This window comes from Planotetraspora silvatica, assembly GCF_016863315.1.
GTDB classification, from domain to species: Bacteria; Actinomycetota; Actinomycetes; order Streptosporangiales; family Streptosporangiaceae; genus Planotetraspora; species Planotetraspora silvatica.
In genome coordinates, this window is the sequence record NZ_BOOQ01000031.1 from 22,977 (window position 1) to 43,474 (window position 20,498).

Annotated in this window: 20 protein-coding genes; 9 read left to right on the plus strand and 11 right to left on the minus strand. The window is 70.4% G+C overall.

Features of this window, described 5'->3' with window-relative positions; all coding sequences use genetic code 11:
* Positions 1 to 23: 23 nt before the first annotated feature.
* A complete protein-coding gene (locus Psi02_RS23525; protein WP_239095099.1) occupies positions 24 to 1,235 on the minus strand; it encodes a cytochrome P450 family protein in 1,212 nt (403 codons plus the stop codon).
* Between the two features lie 102 nt (positions 1,236 to 1,337).
* Here Psi02_RS23525 and Psi02_RS23530 point away from each other — a divergent pair, with 102 nt between their 5' ends.
* Complete coding sequence (locus Psi02_RS23530) at positions 1,338 to 2,408, plus strand: TetR/AcrR family transcriptional regulator (protein WP_203977968.1); 1,071 nt, start codon at positions 1,338 to 1,340, stop codon at positions 2,406 to 2,408.
* Between the two features lie 8 nt (positions 2,409 to 2,416).
* On the opposite strand, the gene Psi02_RS23535 is transcribed toward Psi02_RS23530, so the two are convergent.
* Entirely contained in the window at positions 2,417 to 3,166 is a 750-nt protein-coding gene (locus Psi02_RS23535; RefSeq protein ID WP_203977664.1) for an ABC transporter permease, read from the minus strand.
* Positions 3,167 to 3,202: 36 nt separating this feature from the next.
* Positions 3,203 to 4,168 carry an ATP-binding cassette domain-containing protein gene (locus Psi02_RS23540; protein WP_203977674.1) on the minus strand — a complete coding sequence of 322 codons (966 nt, stop codon included), beginning with the start codon at positions 4,166 to 4,168 and terminating at the stop codon, positions 3,203 to 3,205.
* Between the two features lie 279 nt (positions 4,169 to 4,447).
* Here Psi02_RS23540 and Psi02_RS23545 point away from each other — a divergent pair, with 279 nt between their 5' ends.
* From Psi02_RS23545 to Psi02_RS23555, 3 genes are read left to right on the plus strand one after another with little or no spacing between them, the layout of a single operon-like run.
* Entirely contained in the window at positions 4,448 to 4,882 is a 435-nt protein-coding gene (locus tag Psi02_RS23545; protein WP_203977676.1) for a helix-turn-helix domain-containing protein, read from the plus strand.
* Entirely contained in the window at positions 4,879 to 5,766 is an 888-nt protein-coding gene (locus tag Psi02_RS23550) for an alpha/beta fold hydrolase (protein ID WP_203977678.1), read from the plus strand. Before Psi02_RS23545 ends, Psi02_RS23550 begins: the two co-directional genes overlap by 4 nt.
* A complete protein-coding gene (locus Psi02_RS23555; RefSeq protein ID WP_203977680.1) occupies positions 5,759 to 6,142 on the plus strand; it encodes a DUF4180 domain-containing protein in 384 nt (127 codons plus the stop codon). The genes Psi02_RS23550 and Psi02_RS23555 overlap by 8 nt, the downstream gene beginning before the upstream one ends.
* A 170-nt stretch (positions 6,143 to 6,312) precedes the next feature.
* Here the strand turns inward: Psi02_RS23555 and Psi02_RS23560 are convergent, their stop codons facing one another.
* On the minus strand, positions 6,313 to 6,879 hold the full coding sequence (locus Psi02_RS23560; protein ID WP_203977682.1) for an NADPH-dependent FMN reductase: 567 nt from the start codon (positions 6,877 to 6,879) through the stop codon (positions 6,313 to 6,315).
* 143 nt (positions 6,880 to 7,022) lie between these two features.
* Here Psi02_RS23560 and Psi02_RS23565 point away from each other — a divergent pair, with 143 nt between their 5' ends.
* Positions 7,023 to 7,484 (plus strand): MarR family winged helix-turn-helix transcriptional regulator, encoded by a 462-nt coding sequence (locus Psi02_RS23565; RefSeq protein WP_203977684.1) that lies wholly within the window; start codon positions 7,023 to 7,025, stop codon positions 7,482 to 7,484.
* 12 nt (positions 7,485 to 7,496) lie between these two features.
* Here Psi02_RS23565 and soxR read toward each other — a convergent pair whose 3' ends face one another.
* Complete coding sequence (gene soxR, locus Psi02_RS23570) at positions 7,497 to 7,940, minus strand: redox-sensitive transcriptional activator SoxR (RefSeq protein ID WP_203977686.1); 444 nt, start codon at positions 7,938 to 7,940, stop codon at positions 7,497 to 7,499.
* Positions 7,941 to 8,059: 119 nt separating this feature from the next.
* On the opposite strand from soxR, the gene Psi02_RS23575 reads away from it, so the two are divergent.
* Positions 8,060 to 8,911 (plus strand): NAD(P)H-binding protein, encoded by an 852-nt coding sequence (locus Psi02_RS23575; RefSeq protein WP_203977688.1) that lies wholly within the window; start codon positions 8,060 to 8,062, stop codon positions 8,909 to 8,911.
* Here the strand turns inward: Psi02_RS23575 and nicT are convergent.
* Both nicT and Psi02_RS23585 read right to left on the minus strand, forming a co-directional pair.
* Positions 8,908 to 10,188: a Nickel transporter NicT gene (nicT, locus tag Psi02_RS23580; protein WP_505859500.1), complete on the minus strand. Its 1,281-nt coding sequence runs from the start codon at positions 10,186 to 10,188 to the stop codon at positions 8,908 to 8,910. The genes Psi02_RS23575 and nicT overlap by 4 nt on opposite strands.
* Positions 10,185 to 11,027 (minus strand): alpha/beta fold hydrolase, encoded by an 843-nt coding sequence (locus Psi02_RS23585; protein ID WP_203977692.1) that lies wholly within the window; start codon positions 11,025 to 11,027, stop codon positions 10,185 to 10,187. The genes nicT and Psi02_RS23585 overlap by 4 nt, the downstream gene beginning before the upstream one ends.
* Before the next feature lie 124 nt (positions 11,028 to 11,151).
* Here Psi02_RS23585 and Psi02_RS23590 point away from each other — a divergent pair, with 124 nt between their 5' ends.
* A complete protein-coding gene (locus Psi02_RS23590; protein WP_203977694.1) occupies positions 11,152 to 11,700 on the plus strand; it encodes a TetR/AcrR family transcriptional regulator C-terminal domain-containing protein in 549 nt (182 codons plus the stop codon).
* A gap of 149 nt (positions 11,701 to 11,849) precedes the next feature.
* Here the strand turns inward: Psi02_RS23590 and Psi02_RS23595 are convergent, their stop codons facing one another.
* Entirely contained in the window at positions 11,850 to 12,881 is a 1,032-nt protein-coding gene (locus tag Psi02_RS23595; RefSeq protein ID WP_203977696.1) for an NAD(P)/FAD-dependent oxidoreductase, read from the minus strand.
* Between the two features lie 140 nt (positions 12,882 to 13,021).
* Here Psi02_RS23595 and Psi02_RS23600 point away from each other — a divergent pair, with 140 nt between their 5' ends.
* Positions 13,022 to 13,819 carry an ArsR/SmtB family transcription factor gene (locus tag Psi02_RS23600; RefSeq protein ID WP_203977698.1) on the plus strand — a complete coding sequence of 266 codons (798 nt, stop codon included), beginning with the start codon at positions 13,022 to 13,024 and terminating at the stop codon, positions 13,817 to 13,819.
* 54 nt (positions 13,820 to 13,873) lie between these two features.
* On the plus strand, positions 13,874 to 15,367 hold the full coding sequence (locus tag Psi02_RS23605) for an MFS transporter (protein ID WP_239095101.1): 1,494 nt from the start codon (positions 13,874 to 13,876) through the stop codon (positions 15,365 to 15,367).
* Between the two features lie 466 nt (positions 15,368 to 15,833).
* Here the strand turns inward: Psi02_RS23605 and Psi02_RS23610 are convergent, their stop codons facing one another.
* The 3 genes from Psi02_RS23610 to gcl all read right to left on the minus strand — a co-directional run bounded on the left by Psi02_RS23610 (position 15,834) and on the right by gcl (position 20,457).
* Positions 15,834 to 17,066: a glycerate kinase gene (locus tag Psi02_RS23610; RefSeq protein WP_203977700.1), complete on the minus strand. Its 1,233-nt coding sequence runs from the start codon at positions 17,064 to 17,066 to the stop codon at positions 15,834 to 15,836.
* Between the two features lie 116 nt (positions 17,067 to 17,182).
* Complete coding sequence (locus Psi02_RS23615; protein WP_203977702.1) at positions 17,183 to 18,721, minus strand: aldehyde dehydrogenase family protein; 1,539 nt, start codon at positions 18,719 to 18,721, stop codon at positions 17,183 to 17,185.
* Between the two features lie 11 nt (positions 18,722 to 18,732).
* On the minus strand, positions 18,733 to 20,457 hold the full coding sequence (gene gcl / locus Psi02_RS23620) for a glyoxylate carboligase (protein WP_203977704.1): 1,725 nt from the start codon (positions 20,455 to 20,457) through the stop codon (positions 18,733 to 18,735).
* Positions 20,458 to 20,498: the final 41 nt, after the last annotated feature.

Sequence of the window (20,498 nt, forward strand, 5' to 3'; positions counted from 1 at the left end):
GCCTCCTCAGCGATCGTGCGGGGTCAGAGGGTGGCGGGGAGCGACGTCAGCCGCCACGTCCCCGGGTCGAGGGCGCGCACGTCGTCGGCGGCGCCGACCGGTGCCAGAGCGGGGAAACGGCGCAGCAGCGACGTGAGCGCGACCTCGGTCTGCACCCGGGCCAGGGACGCCCCGAGGCAGAAGTGCGGGCCGTGCGAGAAGCCCAGATGGCCCGCCGATCCCGCCGTCCGGCCGACATCGAGCCGGTCGGGGTCGGTGAACGCGCGCGGATCGCGGTTGGCGGACGCGACCGCGGCGGTCACGGCGTCACCCTTCTGGATCCGGGTGCCGTGCAACTCGACGTCCTCCCGCGCGAAGCGCGGTATCGCCAGCAACGCGGGACCGCACCAGCGCATGAGCTCCTCGACGGCGCGCGGCATGAGCGCGGGATCCTCGCGCAGCGCGGCGAGCTGCCCGGGGTGGTGCAGCAGGGCGTGCACGGCGTTGGCGATGAGGTTGGCCGGGGTCTGACCGGCCAGGACCAGATTCCAGACGAGCGTCACCAACTCGGTCTCGCTGAGGCGGTCCCCGTCCTCGGCCTGAGCACGGAGAAGGTCCGACAGCAGGTCGTCGGCGGGTTCTTCACGCCGGCGTGCGATCGCCGCCTTGGCGCCCTCGATGATGCCAGGGACGGCCGAGGCGAAGCCCTGACCCGAGGCCGCCACGATCGTGGCGCCGTACTCGCGCCAGCGGGGACGGTCGGGCCCGGGTATGCCGACCAGTTCGCAGATGACGTCCATCGGCAACGACCGCGCGAAGTGCAGCAGCAGGTCCACCGCACCGTCCTCGGCGTGGCCGGGGAGGTCGTCGAGCAGGGCGTCGACGATCGGCTCGATCCGCGGCCGGAACTCCGTGGCGCGGCGTGCCGTGAACGCGGGGACGACCAGCCTGCGCAGCCGCAGATGCTCCTCCGCGTTCATCTCGGCCATCGACCGCATGTACGGCAGGCAGTCGCCGGGCACGTCGGGACGGATGAAACTACTCGAGTTCAGCTCGAACCGGGGGTCGGCCAGCAGCGCACGGGCGTCCTCGTGCCGCGTCACGGCCCACATCCCGCCGAATCCGGGGGCCGACAGACGCGCGATCGGCGACCGCTCCCTGGCGTTCCCGTACGCGGTGAAGGGATCTCGCATCACCTCGATGTCCGACAGGTCGATCTCGGGGACACCGCTCACCGTCTGGCTGACACCGGCCATGGACGCTCCATCATTCGAATGGTGTGATCAGATGATCTCATCATGTGAATGGTCACGGTATCTTGCTCCGGGACGAACGGCAACGCCGCGACAAGGGGGATCATGAGCCGGCTCACCAGGGCGGAGACACAGGAGCGCAACCGCGCCAGGGTGCTGGACGCCGCGAGGGCCGAGTTCACCGAGCGGGGCTTCCGCGACGCCAAGATCGACCGCATCGCCGAACGGGCCGAGCTCACCCGCGGCGCGGTGTACTCCAACTTCCCCGGCAAGCGGGCCCTCTACTTCGCCGTGCTGGCCGACCTGGCCGAACGGACACCCGAACCGTCACATCCCGAGCCCGGCCGTACGGCCAGGGAGGCGCTCGGCGCGTTCGCCCGCGCCTGGGTGACCCGGCTCCCCCTCGCCACGGACGCCGAGCACGGCATGGCCGGGCTCGGCAGGGACCTGATGCCCGAGGTGCTCGCCGACGAACGCATCCGGCGTCCGTTCGCGCAGCTCATGATGCTCGACGCGATCCTGCTCGGCCTCGCCCTCGAACGGCTGGGCCCGAGGACGCCCGGCGGCCGCCTGGTGCGCACCGCGGAGGTCGCGCTCACGACCCTGCACGGCGCGAGCCAGATGGCCGCCGCCGCGCCCGGTTTCGTGGAGCCCTTCAACGTCGTGAGCGCCTGCGAGCAACTCGCGGACCTCGACCTGGGCGACCGGTGGCCGCCCCCGGCCATGGTCCCGCCCATCCGCGCGACGGACGAGGCGTGGTCGCCGCCGCCGGCGTCCGACCTGGTCAGGGACGAACCCGCCCGCCTCACCGGAGACGGCGTGGTGACGGTCCTCGGCCTGCACCGGCTCTCCGCCGTCGAGGACGCGGTCCGCGCCGCGCCGGCGGGGGCGGACGTCACCGCCGTCCTCGTGACGAGCTCGCCCGGCGAGCTGGGGCAGCTGGCCCGGCTCGCCATCGCCGACTTCCGCGTGTGCCTGCACCAGGCCTTCCCGATGGCGGCGTGGCCACGCGTGCAGGTCGTGTGCGACGAGACGGGCGCCCTCGCCGAGGCGGCCGGCGTCCCCGCGATCAGCGACGGGACCGAGACCGCCGTCCGCGTCGAGGCGGGCCGGATCGTCGCCCGCGCCGAGGGCTTCGGCGCGGGTCACGCGGCGGCCTCGATCACACGCGGCTAGAACACCGGTTAGCCGGCCAGCTTCTTCATCGACGAGACCGACCAGGTCAGCGTCAGAGCGCCGAGGGCCAGCGTGAGGCCGAAGGCGAGCGGGATCGAGCCGTCGGTGAAGTCGCCGGCGAACAGTGAGCGGCCCGCCTCGACCGCGTGGTAGAGCGGGTTGAAGTGGGCGACCGTCTGCATCCAGTGCGGGGCCAGCGACATCGGCAACATGATGCCGGTGAGCAGGATCAGCGGCAGCGCGAAGAACTGCATGATCTGGCTCATCCCGTTCTCGTCCCGCAGCGCGAGCGCCAGGCCGTACGAGAGCCCGGAGGCGAGCAGGCCGGTGGCCGCCATGAGCACGAGCATGACGAGCACCCCGGGAGCGCTGGCCCGCATGCCCATCAGGAAGGCCAGGCCGATCACGAGAAGCGCCTGGACGACCAGCACGAGCATGTCGCGCATGGTGCGGCCCAGCACGATCGCCGGTCGCCAGGCGGGGCTGACCGCCAGCCGTTCGAGATAGCCGTTGCGAATCTCATTGATCATGCCGAAGCCCACGAACAACGATCCGAACAGGGCGATCATCATCAGCACGCCCGGCGTGAAGAGCCGGAGCGTGTCGCCCATCGTGCCGCCGACGGTGGTGTTGGCCACGAGCGGCGCGAACAGCAACAGGTAGAGGATCGGCTGGAGGATGCCGAACAGCGGCCACACCGGATTGCGCAGGGTGAGCTTGAGCTCGTAGCCGAGGAACAACATCGTGTGTCGGAACATGGGGGTCCTATCGGTTCTTGGCCGGGTCCTGAGGTCTCAGTCGGCGTCGCGGAGGGATCGGCCGGTGTGACGGAGGAAGACGTCGTCGAGCGTCGCCCGGTCGAGGGAGATGGACTGGATGCCGAGCCCGCCGGCCTCCAGGGCGCGCAGCAGGTGCGGAAGGTTGTGCTCACCGTCGTCGACGTAGACGCGCAACGTCTCGTCCTCGGTGCGCACCTCCTTCACGTACGGCTCGGCGGACAGGAGCGCCTGGGCCGGCTCGTTCGCGGCGTCTCCCAGCCTGAGCGTGACGACGTCGCCCGCGATCTCCTTCTTCAGGTCGTCGGGCCTGCCCTCGGCGACGACCAGGCCGTGGTCGATGATGACCAGCCGGTCGCAGAGCGCGTCGGCCTCCTCCAGGTAGTGGGTGGTCAACAACACGCTGGTCCCCTGCTTGCGCAGCGCGCGGACCTCGTCCCAGAGGTTGGCGCGGTTCTGCGGGTCGAGGCCGGTGGTCGGCTCGTCGAGGAAGAACAGCGGCGGCCGGTTCACGAGCCCGATGGCGAGGGCGAAACGGCGCTTCTGGCCACCGGAGAGCGTCTTGATCGGCCGGTCGGCGAACTCGGTCAGGCTGAAGGAGGTGAGCAGTTCCTCGCTGCGGGACTCCGCCTGCTTGCGGGACATGCCGCCGAGCCGCGCGGCGAGGACCAGTCCGTCCCGTCCCGGGGCGTTCTCGTCCACGCCGCCGGCCTGACCGACGTAGCCGATGTTCTCCCGCACCTTGCCGGGCTCCTTGGCCACGTCGTGGCCCGCGACGGTGGCGGTCCCCGCGGTGGGCGGGATGAGAGTGGCGAGCATCCTGATCGTGGTGGTCTTGCCCGCGCCGTTCGGGCCGAGCACGGCGAAGATCTGCCCCGCCTCGACCTCCAGGTCGACGCCCCTGACCGCCTCGACCTGCTCGGTCTTGCCGCGTCCTCGTTTGGCGGTGAACGTCTTGCGCAACCCGTGCGCTTCGATGATCACTGGTTCCTCTCCGTTCTGAGAGCCCTCATGCCGTCGGCCGTGCCGACGGGCGGAGGGGCGAAATGGGCGGTGGCCGGCACCTGAATGTGGGCCCGGGCCGGCCGGCCGAGCCAAGTCTGGAGCCTCCGGCAGAGGAAGAGTCAACCGAATTAAGGATGATCCGTCATGGAATCGCGGGGCCCCGGCAGTGCCTCCGAGCATACGACGTACCCTAAACTTCCTTAAACTTCCCTCATGTGCAATCCTTTGAGGGAAGTTAAGGGATAAGGGGATGTGACGGTGCCCGATCAGCTCTATTCGGTGGACCAGGTGGCCGATCTTCTGGGCCTCCACGTGAAGACCGTTCGCGGCTACGTCCGCGACGGGCGGTTGACGGCGGTCCGCATCGGCAGGCAGTACCGGATCGCCCGCGAGGACCTGGAGGCGTTCACCGGACATCCGGTGCCCAAGCCCGCCCGGGAGGACGCGCCTCGTCACCGGCGCACCGAGGTCACCAGCATCGTGCAGGTCGACGCCGTGGACAGGGCCACGATGGACCGTCTGAGCACCTTGATCACGGCTTCCGTCTCCCATCCCCACGACGGCGGACGCCTGCACGCCGAGATCGTCTACGACGAGGAGAGGGCCGGCATGAAGATCATCCTGTTGGGAGACCCCGGCACCACCGCGGATCTGCTCAAAATCATCGATGTCATCGTGGGAGAGCGGCCATGAACTCCCTGTACACCTCGGCCGAGGGCGCGCGGGCAGTCGAGCGGCGCTACCGCGAGTACCTGGAGGACTGGCCGGTGCCCAGCGAGCATCTGCACGTCCCGACCCGCGAGGGCGAGACGTTCGTGGTGTCCTGCGGACCCCGGGACGCCCCGCCTCTGGTGCTGCTGCACGGGTCGAAGGCGAACACCGCGATGTGGGCGGCCGATGCCGCCGCCTGGTCCGCGCGATTCCGCGTCCATGCGGTCGACATGATCGGCGAGCCGGGTCTCAGCGCGCCGTCGCGGCCCGCCCTCGCCTCCGACGTCTACGCGTCGTGGCTCGACGACGTGCTGGACGCACTCCATGTCGAGCACGCGTCGGTCGCGGGAGTCTCGCTCGGCGGATGGCTGGCCGTCGACTACGCGACCCGGCGTCCGGGGCGCATCGACCGTTTGGTCCTGCTCTGCCCCGGCGGCATCGGCAGGCAGAAATACGGCGTGCTTCTCGCGGCACTGCTCCTGGCGCCGTTCGGGCGGCGCGGACGGCGGGCGCTGATGCGGTTCGCCCTGGGCACCCGGCCGCCCGCGGAGGCCCGCCAGGAGCCCGAGGGCGCACGGGCCTTCGCCGACTACGTCATGCTCATCGACAGGCACTTCCGGCCGAGGATGGACCGGCTCCCCGTGTTCGGTGACGACCTGCTGCGGCGGCTGACCATGCCCGTCCTGGTGATCGTCGGCGGCAGGGACACCATGCTCGACTCGTACGGCACCCGCCGCCGTATGGCGCTGAACGTGCCGCAGGCGACGGTCGACCTGCTACCGGAGGCCGGGCATCTCCTGCGGGGACAGACCGCGCGGATCCTCGAGTTCCTGCGGGCGACCGAGGGGACCCGGCACCATGTCTGACTCGCTCCGGCACATCAGCGGAGTCCCCGTCCTCGTCTGCGAACCTGACGGGCCGGTTCTGCGCGGCGAGCGTGACGCGCTGGACCTCATCGGCGAAGCCTTCGGCGCCGGCGCCGAGTGGGTCGCCGTGCCCGCGAGCCGTTTCTCCGAGGAGTTCTTCCGGCTTCGCACGCGCGTCGCCGGCGAGATCATCCAGAAGTTCGTCAACTACCGGCTGGGCCTGGCCGTACTCGGTGACGTGTCACGGCACACGACCGCGAGTCCAGCCCTCCGCGACTTCGTGTACGAGAGCAACAGGGGCGCGCAGACGTGGTTCGTCCCCGATGCCGAGTCCCTCGCCGACCGGCTGGCGGGCACCGGCTCCGCCGGCGGGTGAGGCCCGCGGCGGCCGGGAAGGAACCGGCCCCCTGTGGCCCGGGCCGGGGCCGAACGGTGAAGCCGTTCCCGCGACGTGTTTGACCACGGGGAACGGCTTCACCAGGCGTCGCCGCGGTACGGCGCGCCCGACGGCGTCACCGCGTTACGGCGCGCCGTTGTCCGGGAATCTCAGACGGCCGGCGCGCGGAGCGGCTCCAGGGCGCGGCTCCAGGCGACCAGCTGGTCGAACAGGGTGGTGAGGTTGTCCTCGTGGTAGGCCGCCGGGGTGAAGATGTGGTAGTTCTCGAAGTCCGTGGCCAGCGACAGCGCCACCTGCGCGCGCACGTCCGCGATCTGCAGCTCGGCCATGATCAGGCGAAGGTGCTCCACTGCCCGGGTGCCGCCGACGGAGCCGTAGCTGACGAAGCCGGCCGCCTTGTTGTTCCACTCGCCGTACAGGAAGTCGATGGCGTTCTTCAGGGCGCCGGACGTGGAGTGGTTGTACTCCGGCGTCACGAAGATGTAACCGTCGTAGGACGCGATCTTCGCAGCCCACTCCTGGGTGTGGGCGTTGGCGTACTGGCCCATCGACGGGGGGATCGCCTCATCCAGGTGGGGCAGGTTGTAGTCCTTCAGGTCGACCAGCTCGAACTGGGCGTCGGTGCGCTTGCCGGCGTGCTCGTGGACCCACTTCGCCACGGCCTCGCCGTTGCGGCCGGGGCGGGTGCTGCCGATGATGATCGCGATCTTGGTCACGGAAGATGCACTCTCTTTCAGGTCAGGGCGCTCGCCCGTTCGGGGGGACGAATGGGCAGGTCAAGGCGGCGCGCCCCAACTAGTTGCTGAACTAACTAAAAGGTAGCACGGTCGTTGCTTAGTCAAAGAAGTAGACTGGGGCCATGACAGCCACACACCCCCAGCCCCTGTCAGCACAGGAAGAGGCAGCCTGGCGGGCGCTGGCTCAAGCGATGGTCGTCCTTCCGCGCGCCCTGGACGCCGACCTCATGGCCAGCCATGGCATGAGCGTGAGCGAGTACGGCGTACTGGTGCAATTGTCCGAGGCGCCCGACCGGCAGCTCCGGATGAGCGAGCTGGCGTCGGTACGCAGTTTCACCCCCGCCGGCATGACGCGCATCGTCGACCGGCTCGTCGCCCACGGCTTCGTCGAACGCCGCAAGTGCCCCGAGGACGGCAGAGGGTCGTTCGCGGTGCTCACCGAGGCCGGGTTCCGCCGTCTCGAGGACGCCTACCCGAGCCATCTCGCGAGCGTTCGCCGGCACGTCATGGACCACGTCGACCCGGCCGACCTCGACGCGTTCATCCGGGCCCTGAGTCACATCCGGGAGTCGACGGAGGGCTGACCCGGTCCCCCGTCACAGTTCGTCGTCGACGGCCTGATCGGCCGCGCCCGCGCCCGGGTTCACCAGGGCGCACCGGTCGAACGCCAGACAGCCGCAGCTCGCACAACCGCCGAACATCTCGCGGGCGCGCTCCAACCGCGAGATGCGGTCGTCGAGATGCGCGCTCCAGCACTGGGCGGCCCTGATCCAGAACCCCTTGGTCGGAGCGGCGCCCTCGGGCAGGAACGCGAGGACCTCCCCGATCATCGCCAGCGGCACGCCGGCGGTCTGCGAGGCGCGGATGAACGCGATCTTCCCCAGTGCCGCCCGGCCGTACCTGCGCTGATTCCCGGGGGTGCGGCGGCTGTGGAGCAGTCCCTGCCGCTCATAGAACCGCAGCGTCGTCGCCGGCACACCGCTGCGTCCAGCCAGCTCGCCGATCGTCAGCTCGCCGGCCTCCCTCGGTAACGACGTCACGCGATCACCCTAGCTTGACTTACACCATTGTTTAAGTCCGAGCCTTCTCCTGAGGTTCCCACGCGGGCTCCTCCCGCCGGCCGATCCGGCCGGCGGTCTCGATCCATGAGGGGATTCCCATGCCTGATTTCCTGGTGATCGGCGCCACCGGCAACGTGGGACGGCACGTCGTCTCCCATCTGCGGGACGCCGGAGCCGGCGTCCGGGCCCTCGCCCGCAGGGCGACGGCCGACGGTCTCCCCGCCGGGGTGCGCGCCGTCCAAGGCGACCTCACCGATCCGGGCACGCTCGACGCCGCCCTGGACGGGGTGACGTCGGTCTTCCTGCTCTGGCCGTTCCTGACCGCCGAGGCGGCGCCCGCCGTGGTGGACGCGCTCGCCGGGCACGCCCGCCACGTCGTCTACTTCTCCGCGATGTCGGTCCGCGACGACCTGGAACCCAAGGAGAACGGGATCTGGGGCGAGGTCGAGCACCTCATCGAGCGGTCGGCGCTCGACTGGACCTTCCTCCGCGTGGGCGGCCTCGCGGCCAACGCCCTCGGGTGGGCGGACCAGATCCGCGCCGAGGGCGTCGTGCGATGGCCGTACGGCGCGGCGGCCCGGTCGCTGATCCACGAGCGGGACATCGCGGCCGTGGCGGCGCGTGCCCTCCTCGAGGACGGCCACGCGGGCGCGAAATACGTCCTCACGGGACCGGAGGCGGTCAGTCAGGCCGATCAGGTGCGCATCATCGGCGAGGAGATCGGCCGGTCCGTGCGCTGGGAGGAGTTGTCTCCGGCGCGGGCGCGGGAGCAACTCCTGACATCGTGGGGCGACCCCGCCTTCGTCGACGGCGCGCTGCGGTACTGGGCCTCGCTCGTCGCAGAGCCGGAGCGGGTGACGCACACGGTGGAGGAGGTCACGGGCACCCCGGCGCGGACGTTCCGCGAATGGGCGCGCGAGCACGCCGGCGACTTCACCTCCGCGGTTTAGGCGTCGGCGTCGGCCGGCCTCACCGAGGCCGACCAGCGCTGCTCGATCCGCCCGAAGCGCCAAACGGCCAGCGCGACGACCCAGGTGAGCACGAACAGCGCGACGATCCCGTAGCCCACGTAGTTCAGGTCGAGGCCGGCGATCGCCGCCAGCGGGCCGGTCTCGATCCCGAGCTTGTCCGCCAGCAGCCCCAGCAGTTCGACGGCTCCGATGATGACCGCGACCGCGACCGACAGCGCCGTGATCGTGATGTTGTAGTAGACCTTGCGGACCGGCTTGGAGAAGGCCCAGCCGTACGCGAAGTTCATGAAGCAGCCGTCGATGGAGTCGAGCAGGCTCATCCCGGCGGCGAACAACACGGGCAGGGTGAGCACGGCGTACCAGGGCAGGTTGAACACGGCCGCGCCGCCGGCGAGGACCAGCAGGGACACTTCGGTGGCCGTGTCGAATCCCAGCCCGAACAGCAGGCCGATCGGATACATGTGCCAGGGCTTGCGTACCGCCTTGGTGGCGCCCGACAGGATCCTGTTCATGAACCCGCGCTTGTTGAGCTGCTCCTCCAGGGCGGCCTCGTCGAAGGCGCCCCTGCGCATCTGGCGGAACACCTTGAGGATCCCCCACAGGACCACCATGTTGATCGCCGCGATGATCACGAGGAAGACGCCCGACACGAGCGTGCCGATGAGCCCGGTGACGTTCTGCAGGGTGGAGGACTCGCTCTCGACCTGGCCGGCCAGGGTTCGCACGCCGAGGCTCAGGAGCAGGCACAGGCCGAACACGATCGAGGAGTGCCCGAGGGAGAACCAGAACCCCACGGAGAGGGGGCGCTGCCCGTCGGCCATCAGCTTCCTGGTCGTGTTGTCGATGGCGGCGATGTGGTCGGCGTCGAAGGCGTGCCGCATGCCCAGCGTGTACGCGGTGAGGCCCAGGCCGACGGTGAAGGCGCCGGACGCCCCGAGCTGGTAATGCCGCGGGACGACCAGCGCGAGGAGGGAGAACCAGCCGGCGATGTGCAGGGCGATGACGAAGGCCGCCATTCCCGCTATGCGAATCCACTCCTCGCGCGACATCCCCGACATTCGGCGCCTTATTGTGGCCGCCGTACTTCCCATGTGGGCCCCCCTCCGGACATTCCGGATATTAGGGCTATTGCAAGTTCTTTGCAATTGGGAACCGGCGGCGCGGCCAAGGCTCAGCCAGGAAGGACGCGCGAGAACCTCAGGCGCTGCCGGGCGCATCATGCTGCGCCGCACTGTGACCGCGTGAGCGCCCGTCATCGCGCGCCGAAGAAGTCGCGCAGCGCCCGGGCCACGACGAGGGGGTCGTCGTCCGGCGCCGAGTGCCCGACGCCCGGCAGGGTGATGCTCCGCGCGTCCGGCAGCACTGTGGCGAGCCCCTTCAGCGCGACGCCGAAGTAGGCGGGACTCTTGGTCCCCCCGAGGAGCAGCACGCGCGCCCTGAGCGTCGCGTACTCCTCGATGGTCTCGGCCACTTCCCTGATGATGTGCATGTCGTAGTGCTCCGTGGGGACCAGTTCGGCGATGGGGACGTCGTCTTCCGGAAGGTCGCGTTGCAGGCGCGAGCCGATCGCGAGGAGCGGCACGAGCACGAATCGCGGGACGCGCCCGAACACCGGTTCTGCGCCCAGGCCCTTCATCGCGGTGACCAGGGCGGATCCGATCTTGCCCGCGGCGACCTCGCGGTCGTAGCGCGGCACCCAGTCCATCGGCACCGAGCCCGCCAAGGACAGCGGGGGCTCATACAGGGCGAGCCGGTCGATCTCGGGCGTGACGAGGGCTGTCCGCAGCGCGACGAGCGCACCTGAGCTCAGGCCGAAGACCCGCGTGGCCCCGGTCTCCGCGACCAGTGCCTGGAGGTCTTCGACCTCCCGCGTGACGCCGAAGTCGTCGCCGTGGGGTCCGCTGAGCCCACGTCCACGCCGGTCGGGCACATGGACGGTGAAATCGTCCGACAGGGCGCCGGCGAGCTTCATGAAGTGCTGCGCGGCCAGCATCCCGCCGTGCATGAGGATCAGTCCGGAGCCGCGGCCGACCCGCCGATAGCCGATCGCCGTGCCGTCGGCGGAACGAATCCGACCTTTGGTGTATCCGTGCACCGCAAATCCCTCCGTCGATGCGCGGCGGCTGCAGGGGGCCGCCGCCAGCGCACGTGAACAACGTTCACGTGTACATTGTTCACGTACGCGGAGCCGAACTGTCAACCCGGCCAGGAGGATCCCAGTGGGAGAGCGGCGCGCCCAGGTGCTTCAGGCGGCGATCGAACTACTCGACGAGGTCGGCCTGGACGGGCTGACCATGCGGCTTCTGGCGAGCCGGCTGGGGGTGCGGGCAGGCGCCCTGTACCGGCACTACGCCAGCAAACAGGCCCTGCTGGACGCCATGGTCGCGCACCTGGCCACCCCGCCGGCCGGCGCCGTCCCGTCCCCCGACCACCCCTGGGACGAGCGGCTGCGCGGGGTCGCGACCGGCCTGCGCGAGGTCATGCTGACCCACCGCGACGGCGCGCGTCTCATGTCCACCTTTCACCATCCGGGCGGCGAGGCCGTCGCCACCTTCCACGGGCTCGTCGCCACCTTGGCCGCCGCGGGCGCCCCCGCGGACACGGCCGTCGTCGCCATGGACACCGTCCTGGCCTACGTCAACGGCTACACGATCGAGGAACAGGCCCGCGAAGCCGTCACCGGCGCCCGGACCAGAGAACGTCGCGACCAGGCCTTCGCCGACGGCCTCGAATTGATCATCACCGGCATCAGGGAATCCCTCTCCTGAGTTCTCAAGAGGCAGCGCGGCTGAGTTCTCTCAAGGGGCAGCGCGGCTCCTTCACCCGCGACGGCAACGGCGCGGTCGTGGGAGTCGCCCTCACCGGCCGGCTGTTCCACCGGGTTCCGGCGACCTCCGCGTGAGGCCCGGGCGCCCTGTCAGAGGCCGTGCCGGCGATCGCCGAGCACGGCCTCGCTGACTTCGCGTTCCATCGCCGCGGAGAACGGAGCCCGGCGGTCGGCGACCGCGCGGCGCGTCTCCTCGGCGATCAGGTCGGCGTTGATCGCCGCACCGGCGCGCACACCCGCGGCGGCGGCGCCGATGACCTGATCCATCAGGTTGGCCACGTTGCCGGCCACCCACACACCGGGCACGCTTGTGGCTCCCGTCGGGTCGGCGGCGATGTAGCTGCCGATCACATGGCCGCCCATCTCCTGGACTGTCGTCTCGAGGCCGAGACCGGTGAGCAACTCCGCCCGTGCGGTGAACCGCGGAGTCGTCGCGAGAGCCCTGCGGGCGACCACCCGGCCGCCTGCCAGCCGTACGCCGGTGAGCCTGTCGTCCTCGGCCTCCAGTCCGGTCACCTGTCCTTCCACCACGGCGATGTCGCGGGCGGCCAGTCGTTCCCGCTCGTCATCGGTGAGTGCGGGCGCCGTGTGCAGGAAGAGAGTCACGTCCTTGCTCCACTGCCGCCACAGCAGCGCCTGGTGGACCGCCAGCGGGCCGGTGGCCAGGATGCCGATCGGCTCGTCGCGCACCTCCCAGCCGTGGCAGTACGGGCAGTGCAGCACGTCGCGTCCCCACCGCTCCGCCAGCCCGGGAATCTGAGGCAGCTCGTCGACCAGACCGGTGGTCACCAGTAACCGGTCCGCAGCCACCGTCGGCCCGCCGTCGAGCACGACCAGGAAGCCTCCGGCGTCCAGGCGCTCGGCCGCCGCGACGTGGCCCGTCATGATCTCCCCGCCGTAGTCGGCCACCTCGGCGCGGCCCGCGGCCAGCAACTCGGAGGGCTGCATCCCTTCGCTGGTCAGGTAGGTGTGCACGTGGGCGGCGGGGGCGTTGCGCGGCCGTCCGCCGTCGATCACCAGCACAGAACGACGTGCCCGTGCCAGGGTCAGCGCCCCGCTGAGGCCGGCCGCTCCCCCGCCGACGACAACCACGTCATAACGCTGTACTTCTTCTGCGGTCATGGGTTGTACCTCCGTTCGGGGAAATGGTCGGCCCTCACGGCAGCGATTGGCAAAGTTAGTTGCCGGATCGGCAATTCGACGGGACGGCGGCGCGGTTCGGAACATTGACAGGTGACCATTTGGTCACCTAACTTCGTCGCGTGACCGACGACGACCGAGTGTTCAAGGCGCTGGCCGACCCGACTCGAAGGCGCCTGCTCGACCGGCTGTTCGCGCGGGACGGGCGAACGCTGTCCGACCTCGAGTCCGACGTGGACATGACGAGGTTCGGCGTGATGAAGCACCTCCGGCTGCTCGAGGACGCCGGTCTCGTCATCTCACGCAAGTCCGGCCGGGAGAAGCTGCACTTCCTGAACGCGGTGCCCATCCGGCTCATCCACGACCGCTGGATCGACAAGTACACCGAGCCCCAGGTGTCGGCGCTCGTCCATCTGAAGACCGAGTTGGAGAAGACCATGACCACCACCGAGACCGGCACGACCGTGCAGGTGCATCGCGTGTACATCAAGGCGACCCCGGAGGCGATCTGGACCGCGATCGTCGACCCGGAATGGACGCGGCGCTACGGCTACCGGGGCGTGGTCGAGTTCGACCTGCGCCCGGGCGGCGGCTTCCGATCGCTCGCCGGCGACGAGATGCCCGGCATCGACCCGGCCGACTGCCTGGTGGAGGGCGAGGTCATCGAGGTCGACCCGCCGCGCCGGCTCGTGCAGACCTGGCGTCCGACCTGGCTCGACGAGCCCGTCACGCAGCTCACGTACGAGATCGAGGAGGGCCAGGACGGCGTGTGCTCGGTCACCATCACCCACGACGTGCGGGACGCGCCGCAGACGGCGGCACAGGTCGCGGGCCAGGTCCAGAACGCGGGAGGCGGCTGGACCGAGGTGCTGAGCGACCTGAAGTCGCTGCTGGAGACCGGGTCGAGCCTCTACCGCTGACCGGCCGGGCACCGGGGCCGGCCCGACACCCATCGATCCTCAAGGGAGACCGACGTGACCGCAGTGAACCCCGGCGCGACCTCGGCGAGTGCCGAGGACCCCGAGGCGCATCCCCGGCGGTGGTGGGTGCTCGCCCTGCTCTCCGGCCTGGCGTTCATGATCCTGCTGGACATGACCGTCGTGAACGTGGCGCTGCCACTGATCCAGGACGGCCTCGGCTTCTCCGAATCCGGCCTGACCTGGGTCGTCAGCGGCTACGTGCTCGCGGCCGGCGGACTGCTGCTGCTCGGCGGAAGGTTGGCCGACGTCTTCGGCCGGCGGCGCCTGCTGTTGACCGGCGTGGTCGTCTTCGCGGTGTCCTCGGCCGTCTGCGGGGCCGCCGTCTCTCCGGGGATGATGATCGCCGGCCGGTTCGCCCAGGGGATCGCCGAGGCGATCGCCGCCCCCGCCTCACTCGGCCTGATCGCGCTGCTGTTCACCGATCCGAAGGAGCGGGCGAAGGCGCTGGGGATCTGGGGCGGGCTCGTGGCGCTCGGCGGGACCCTCGGCTACGTCATCTCCGGCGTCCTGACCAATCTGACGACCTGGCGCTGGATCTTCTTCATCAATCTCCCGGTCGCCGTGGTGGTCCTCCTGATCCTGCCGCGACTGGTCGCCGAGAGCCGGATGGTGCGCGAGAAGGACCACCGGCTCGACGTCGCCGGGGCGATCACCTCGACCGCGGGTCTCGTCGCCGTCGTCTACGGCCTGCTGCAGGCGGCCGAGCACCCCTGGGGGTCCGCGGCGGTGGTGCTTCCGCTCGCCGCCGGCGGCTGCCTGCTCGCCGCGACCGTCGTCGTCGAGCGCCGCGCGAAGAATCCGCTCGTCCCGCTGGACTTCTTCGCCAACCGCACCAGGTCGGTCATCAACGTCGTCTCCCTGTTCTTCATGGCGGCGTTCATCTCCTACACCTTCATGCTGACCTTGTTCGAGCAGCGGGTGCTGGGCTACTCCTCGCTGGTGAGCGGGCTGGCCTGGCTGCCCCTCGGGATCGCCATCGGAACCGGCATCGGCCTGGGCAGCACGCTGACTCCGCGCATCGGCGTCAGAGCGGTGACCTCCGCCGGCTTCGTCGGCGCCGGGGTCGGGCTCCTCCTGACGAGCATGATCGACATCGACGCGTCGTACCCCGGCGGGATCCTGCCGGGGATGATCGTGTTCGGGGTGTTCGCCGGCGCCACCATGCCGGCCGCGACCACCGCCGCGTTGCACGGGGTCACCGTCCAGGACTCCGGCCTGGCCTCGGGGGTGCAGAACACCATGCAGCAGGTCGGCGGTGCCCTCGGTCTCGCCGTCCTGGTGACCCTCGCGCTCCGTCACGCCGGGGACGCGATGCGGCACGGCGTGCCCCCGGAGATCGCGATGACGGCGGGCTACGTCATGGCCTTCCGCGTCGGAGCAGCCCTGCTGGTGCTCGGCGGAGTGCTCATCCTGGCGCTCTTCGAGCGCGTGAACCCAGAACTCCGAGACCCCACATCCGAGATCACCCAAACCACCCCCCGGGCGTGATCATGCACAAGTTCGCGATCACGGCCACCGACCTGCCCACCCTTGGTTGGTGATCATGCACAGGCTCGGCGAAACCCCCACCGACCCGCACCTTCCTCCCGCGTGATCATGCACGGGTTCGCGGAAAGCCTCATTGAGCTGGGCGTTCTCAGTTCGTGATCATGCACAGATTCGCATTCACCCCTGCCGACCTGCGCTTAAGGGCTACGCGATCATGCATTCACCCATCATCACCCGCCCACTGAACGCCCCTTCCAAGGCCGGTACTCCGTTCAAGGAACGCGCCCCTCAACGACCACTCGCATGATCACGCAGGGTGTTTTCCCTGATCCGCCCACCTCTCCGCGAATCTGCGCATGATCACGAATCGGGTACGCCCAGGCCGGCAGGCCTTTCACCGAATCCCTGCATGATCACTCCGGGGGAAGGCGCAGGTGGGAGCACTTGATCACGAACCTGTGCATGATCACGGCAGGTGGGTGGCGGCGATGGTGTGGGCGATGCGTTCGAGCAGTGGTCCCGCCTCGGCGATGCAACGCCGGACGTCGGGCTCGATGTCGGTCAGGGCGTAGACCGCCTCGATCCCCGCCGCCTGTAGCTCGGCGTCGCCGATGGACCGCCGCCCGCACACGGCCACGACCGGCACCCCATGCTTGGCGGCCGCCGCCGCGACGCCCACGGGGGCCTTGCCTCGCAGCGACTGTTCGTCGATCGATCCCTCGCCCGTGACGACCAGGCGTGCGCCTTCGACCTGGCGGTCGAAGTCCAGCAACTCGAGCAGGTACCCGATCCCGGGCCGGACCTCCGCCCGCAGGAAGGCCAGCGCGGCGAAACCCACGCCCCCGGCCGCGCCCGCGCCCGGGCGGCCCGCGACCCCCATGCTCCGCACCACGCCGTCGTGCTCGATCGACCCCGTCAGGCCGTGCGTGTGAACCGCGACGGCGGCGAGCCTGGCCAGGCCCTTCTCCAGCACGGCCACGTCCTCCGGTGACGCGCCCTTCTGCGGCCCGTAGACCGCGGCGGCGCCGTACGGCCCGAGCAGGGGATTGTCCACATCGCTCGCGACGACGAACTCCACTCCGCCGACCCCGGTTCCGCCCGCTGCCGGGTCACCCGGAGCCGGCTGTACGAGCGCCGACGCGTCGATCCGGTCGAGCCGCCGCAACGCGGCGCCGCCGAAGGGCAACTCCTCGCCGTCCTCGTCCAGCAGCCGCGCGCCCAGCGCCTGCACCATGCCCGCTCCCCCGTCGGTGCAGGCGCTGCCGCCCAGCCCGAGGACGATCCTCGTCGCGCCGTGCCGTACGGCATGGGCGATGAGCTCCCCGGTCCCGTAGCTGGTCGCGGTGAGCGGGGCGGGCGCACCGGGCAGCCTCCGCAGCCCTGACGCCTCGGCGAGCTCGATCACCGCCACCCTGCCACCGACCCGGGGGGACGCCGCACCTTCTCCGGGCACGTCATGGGCCTCGTCGCGCACGGCGTACGACGCGAGGATCGGCTCCCCCGTGGGGCCGGTCACCTCGACCTCGACCCGGGTGTAGCCGGAGGCCACCACGGCGTCCACCGTTCCTTCGCCGCCGTCGGCGACCGGCAGCCCGACCACCGGCACGGGCCCCAGCCCCGCCGCCACATGGGCGACCACCTGGGGCGAGGTCAGCGACCCCCTGAACTTGTCCGGCGCGATGACGACGTGGCCCTTCATGGTCCCCTTCTTGCGGCTCGGTGATGACGACGCCGTCCATCATCCCGCCGGGGTCCCGGTTCGTGCGCACCAGGACCCCGGCCCCGGAACATCCCTCGACGCGAGGCGTGCGCTCCCTAGTGGGGCAGACCGGTGTAACCGGGGAAGTTGCCGGGCAGGCGTTCGCCCTCCGGCCCGAGTGTGACGGCCCTGACCAGCAACTCCCCTCCGACGAACGCTCCGCGCCACGAGGCGCCGAGCCCGCCGAACAACTCCTCCCGGTCTCCTCGCGAGCGAGGCGCGTTGACCCCCACCTTGAAGGCCCGCACCTCGGAGGCCAGCCGCATGGCGGTCTCCTCCTCGTCGCAGGAGATGGTCGCCACCAGCGCGCCGTTGCTGGCGTTCATCGCGGCCAGCAACTCCGCCTCGGTGTCGACCACCACGATGGTGTCGACCGGCCCGAACGGCTCCGCGTGACGCAGGGGCGACGAGCCGGGCGGGGCCAGGATCGCCACAGGCGCCAGGTACGCGGAGGTGTCCTGGCCGGGAAGGAACCGGCCGTCGGCCAGCGAACCCCGGTAGAGCGGCACCCCACCCATCGTGATCGCCTCATCGACCTGATCGGCCAGATCCTTCACCTTGGTGTTGTTGATGAGCGGGCCGAAGTCGAGCTCCGGCAGCGGGTCGTCCGCCGACTCCACCGCGAGCGGATGCCCGAACCGGACCGATCGGACGGCCGGGAGGTAGGCCGCCAGGAAGTCGTGGAACAACGCGCGCTGGACGATGAACCGCGGGTAGGCGGTGCACCGCTGCTTGCCGTAGTCGAAGGTCTTGCGGATCTGGCCCGCCAGCCGGTCCCAGTCGCTGTACTCCCAGACCCCCCAGCAGTTGAGGCCCTCCTGTTCCAGGATGTGCCTCCTGCCGAGGTCGGCGAGAGACGTCGCGACCTTGGCCCCCGCGTCGCGCCCCCCGACGAACGAGACGCACCCGAGTTCCCGGCTGCGGACCAGCGCCGGGGACAGCTCGGCGCCTCCGCCGCTCACCAGGGTGATCGGCAACCCTTCGCCCACGGCCAGTGCGCACGCGAGGGTGAGGCACGCGAGCCCGCCGTCCGTGGGCGTCTTCGCGATCGCGGCGTTGCCGGCGAGGGTCTGCACCAGCATCGCGTGCATCAGCACGCTCAGCGGATAGTTCCAGCTCGCGATGTTGCTGACCGGCCCCTGCAGCGGGGCGCGCCCCTCCACCATGGAGTCGGCCTCTGCGACGTACCAGCGCACCCCTTCGATGCACCGGTCGACGTCGGCGAGGGCGAGCTTCCAGGGCTTGCCGATCTCCCACACCAGCAGCAGGGCCAGAAGCTCCCGATGCGCGGTCATCGCGTCCAGCGTGGCCGCCACACGAGCTTTGCGCTCGGCGAGCGGCACGTGCCGCCACTGCTGGTGTTCGTCGAGGCTCGCCCGCACCGCCCTCGACGCGGTGGACCGGTCGAGGCGCGGGGGGCCGGCGATGGTGGTCCCGTCGACGGGCGACGCCGCCGGCGCCGGGCGGCCGTCACGCTGCCACATCCCGGCCCAGTGGTTGAGCACCCTGTCGTCATGGAAGGCTTCCGGCGCCGCCGAACGGCATCGGCTGTAGGCGTCGGTCCAGGTGGTGCCGGGCTTGAGCAGGAGTGGCATGCGCGTTCTCCTCAGTCGGACCAGTCGATGGCGAGGGCGAGTTCCGGAAGCGGTTCGAACTCCTTGATCGCGTCGAGGGACGGCCCCATCGCGGCGTTGGCCTCGCGTTCGACCATCACCTCGACCAGCACGGGCAGTTGTGCGCGCTCCGCCTCGGCGGTGGCCCAGGCGAGGGCGTCGCGGATGTCGCCGGGCACCTCGACCCTGCGCGCGGGACAGCCGAAGGCCTCCATGACCTTCACATGGTCGATCCCGCCTTCGCCGTAGTGGAGGTCCACGGCGTAGTTCATGTCGTACGGCAGTTCGGCCTGCCGGATCAGCCCGAGGTACTCGTTGTTGATCATCACGATGACAAACGGGATGCGGTACTGCGCGGCGACCGCGACCTCCTCCATCAGGAACTGGAAGGAGTAGTCGCCGACGACGGCCACGACCTGCCGGTTCGGATGGGCGCACTTGACGCCAATCGCGGCCGGCACCTCCCAGCCCAGCGGGCCCGCCTGCCCGCACACGAGGTAGCGCCGGGGAAGGTAGGTCTTCTGGAACTGCCCCGACCAGATCTGGTAGAGGCCGATCGCGGTGACGAAGGTCGTGTCCTGGCCGAAGAACTCGTTGATCTCCTTGAAGACGCGGGGCGGCTTGATCGGCACGTCGTCGAAGTCGTCCCGCCGTGGCAGCGCGGTGCGCAGCTTCTCGACCTGCTTCACCCAGCGTCCCGGCTTCTTCGGCGAGGTGTGGCGCCGGGCCTCCTCGCCGAGGGCGGCCAGCGTCGGCCGCGCGTGGCCGACCAGCCCCAGGTGGGGCTCGAAGACCTTCCCGATCTGGGTGGGCTCGATGTCGGCGTGGATGAAGGTACGGCCCTTCCGGTAGACGTCCAGGTCTCCGGTGTGCCGGTCGCCGAAGCGCGCGCCGACCGCCAGGACCAGGTCGCTCTCCAGGAACGCCGCGTTCCCCCACCGCGTCTGGGTCTGGATTCCGGCCATGCCCGCGAAGAGGGGATGGTCCTCGGGGAAGGCTCCCTTGCCCATGAGCGTGACCTGAACCGGCACCTGCAGGTGTTCGGCGAGGGCGCGCAACTCGGCCGACGCGTCCCCGATGACGACGCCGCCGCCGGCGAGGATCAGCGGCCGCTGCGCCTCCATCAGCAGGTCGACGGCCGCTCGGACGGCCTCCGCCCGCGGCTCCGGCACGTCGACGGGGAACGGGCCGTCGAGCTCGGGGTCGTAAAGGCAGGTGCCGCGCTGCACGTCGATCGGCAGGTCGATGAGGACGGGCCCCGGACGCCCGGAGCGGGCGATGCGGAAGGCCTCGCGGAACACCCACGGCGCCTGCGCGGGCTCCTTGAGCTGCACCGCCCACTTGGTCACCGGTTTGGCGATCTCCACGATGTCGACGGCCTGGAAGGACTCCTGGTGCAGCTTGCCGCGCATCGCCTGACCGGTGATGCAGATCATGGGGATGGAGTCCGCCAGCGCGGTGTACAGGCCGGTGATCATGTTCGTGCCGGCCGGTCCCGACGTGCCGATGCAGACGCCCACGTTGCCGGTCACGCGGGACCAGCCGTCGGCCGCGTGGGTGCCGCCCTCCTCGTGCCGGACCGTGATGTGCCGGATGGAGCTGTGCTGCAGCGCGGCGTAGAGCGGTAGGATGGCCGCACCGGGGATGCCGAAGACGGTGTCGACGCCCTCGGACTCCATGACGGCGACCGCCGCCTCCATGCAGGGGATCCGCTTCACCTGGCCTCCTCGGGGAGCGTGCGCGAAGTCGTGCGGCGCGT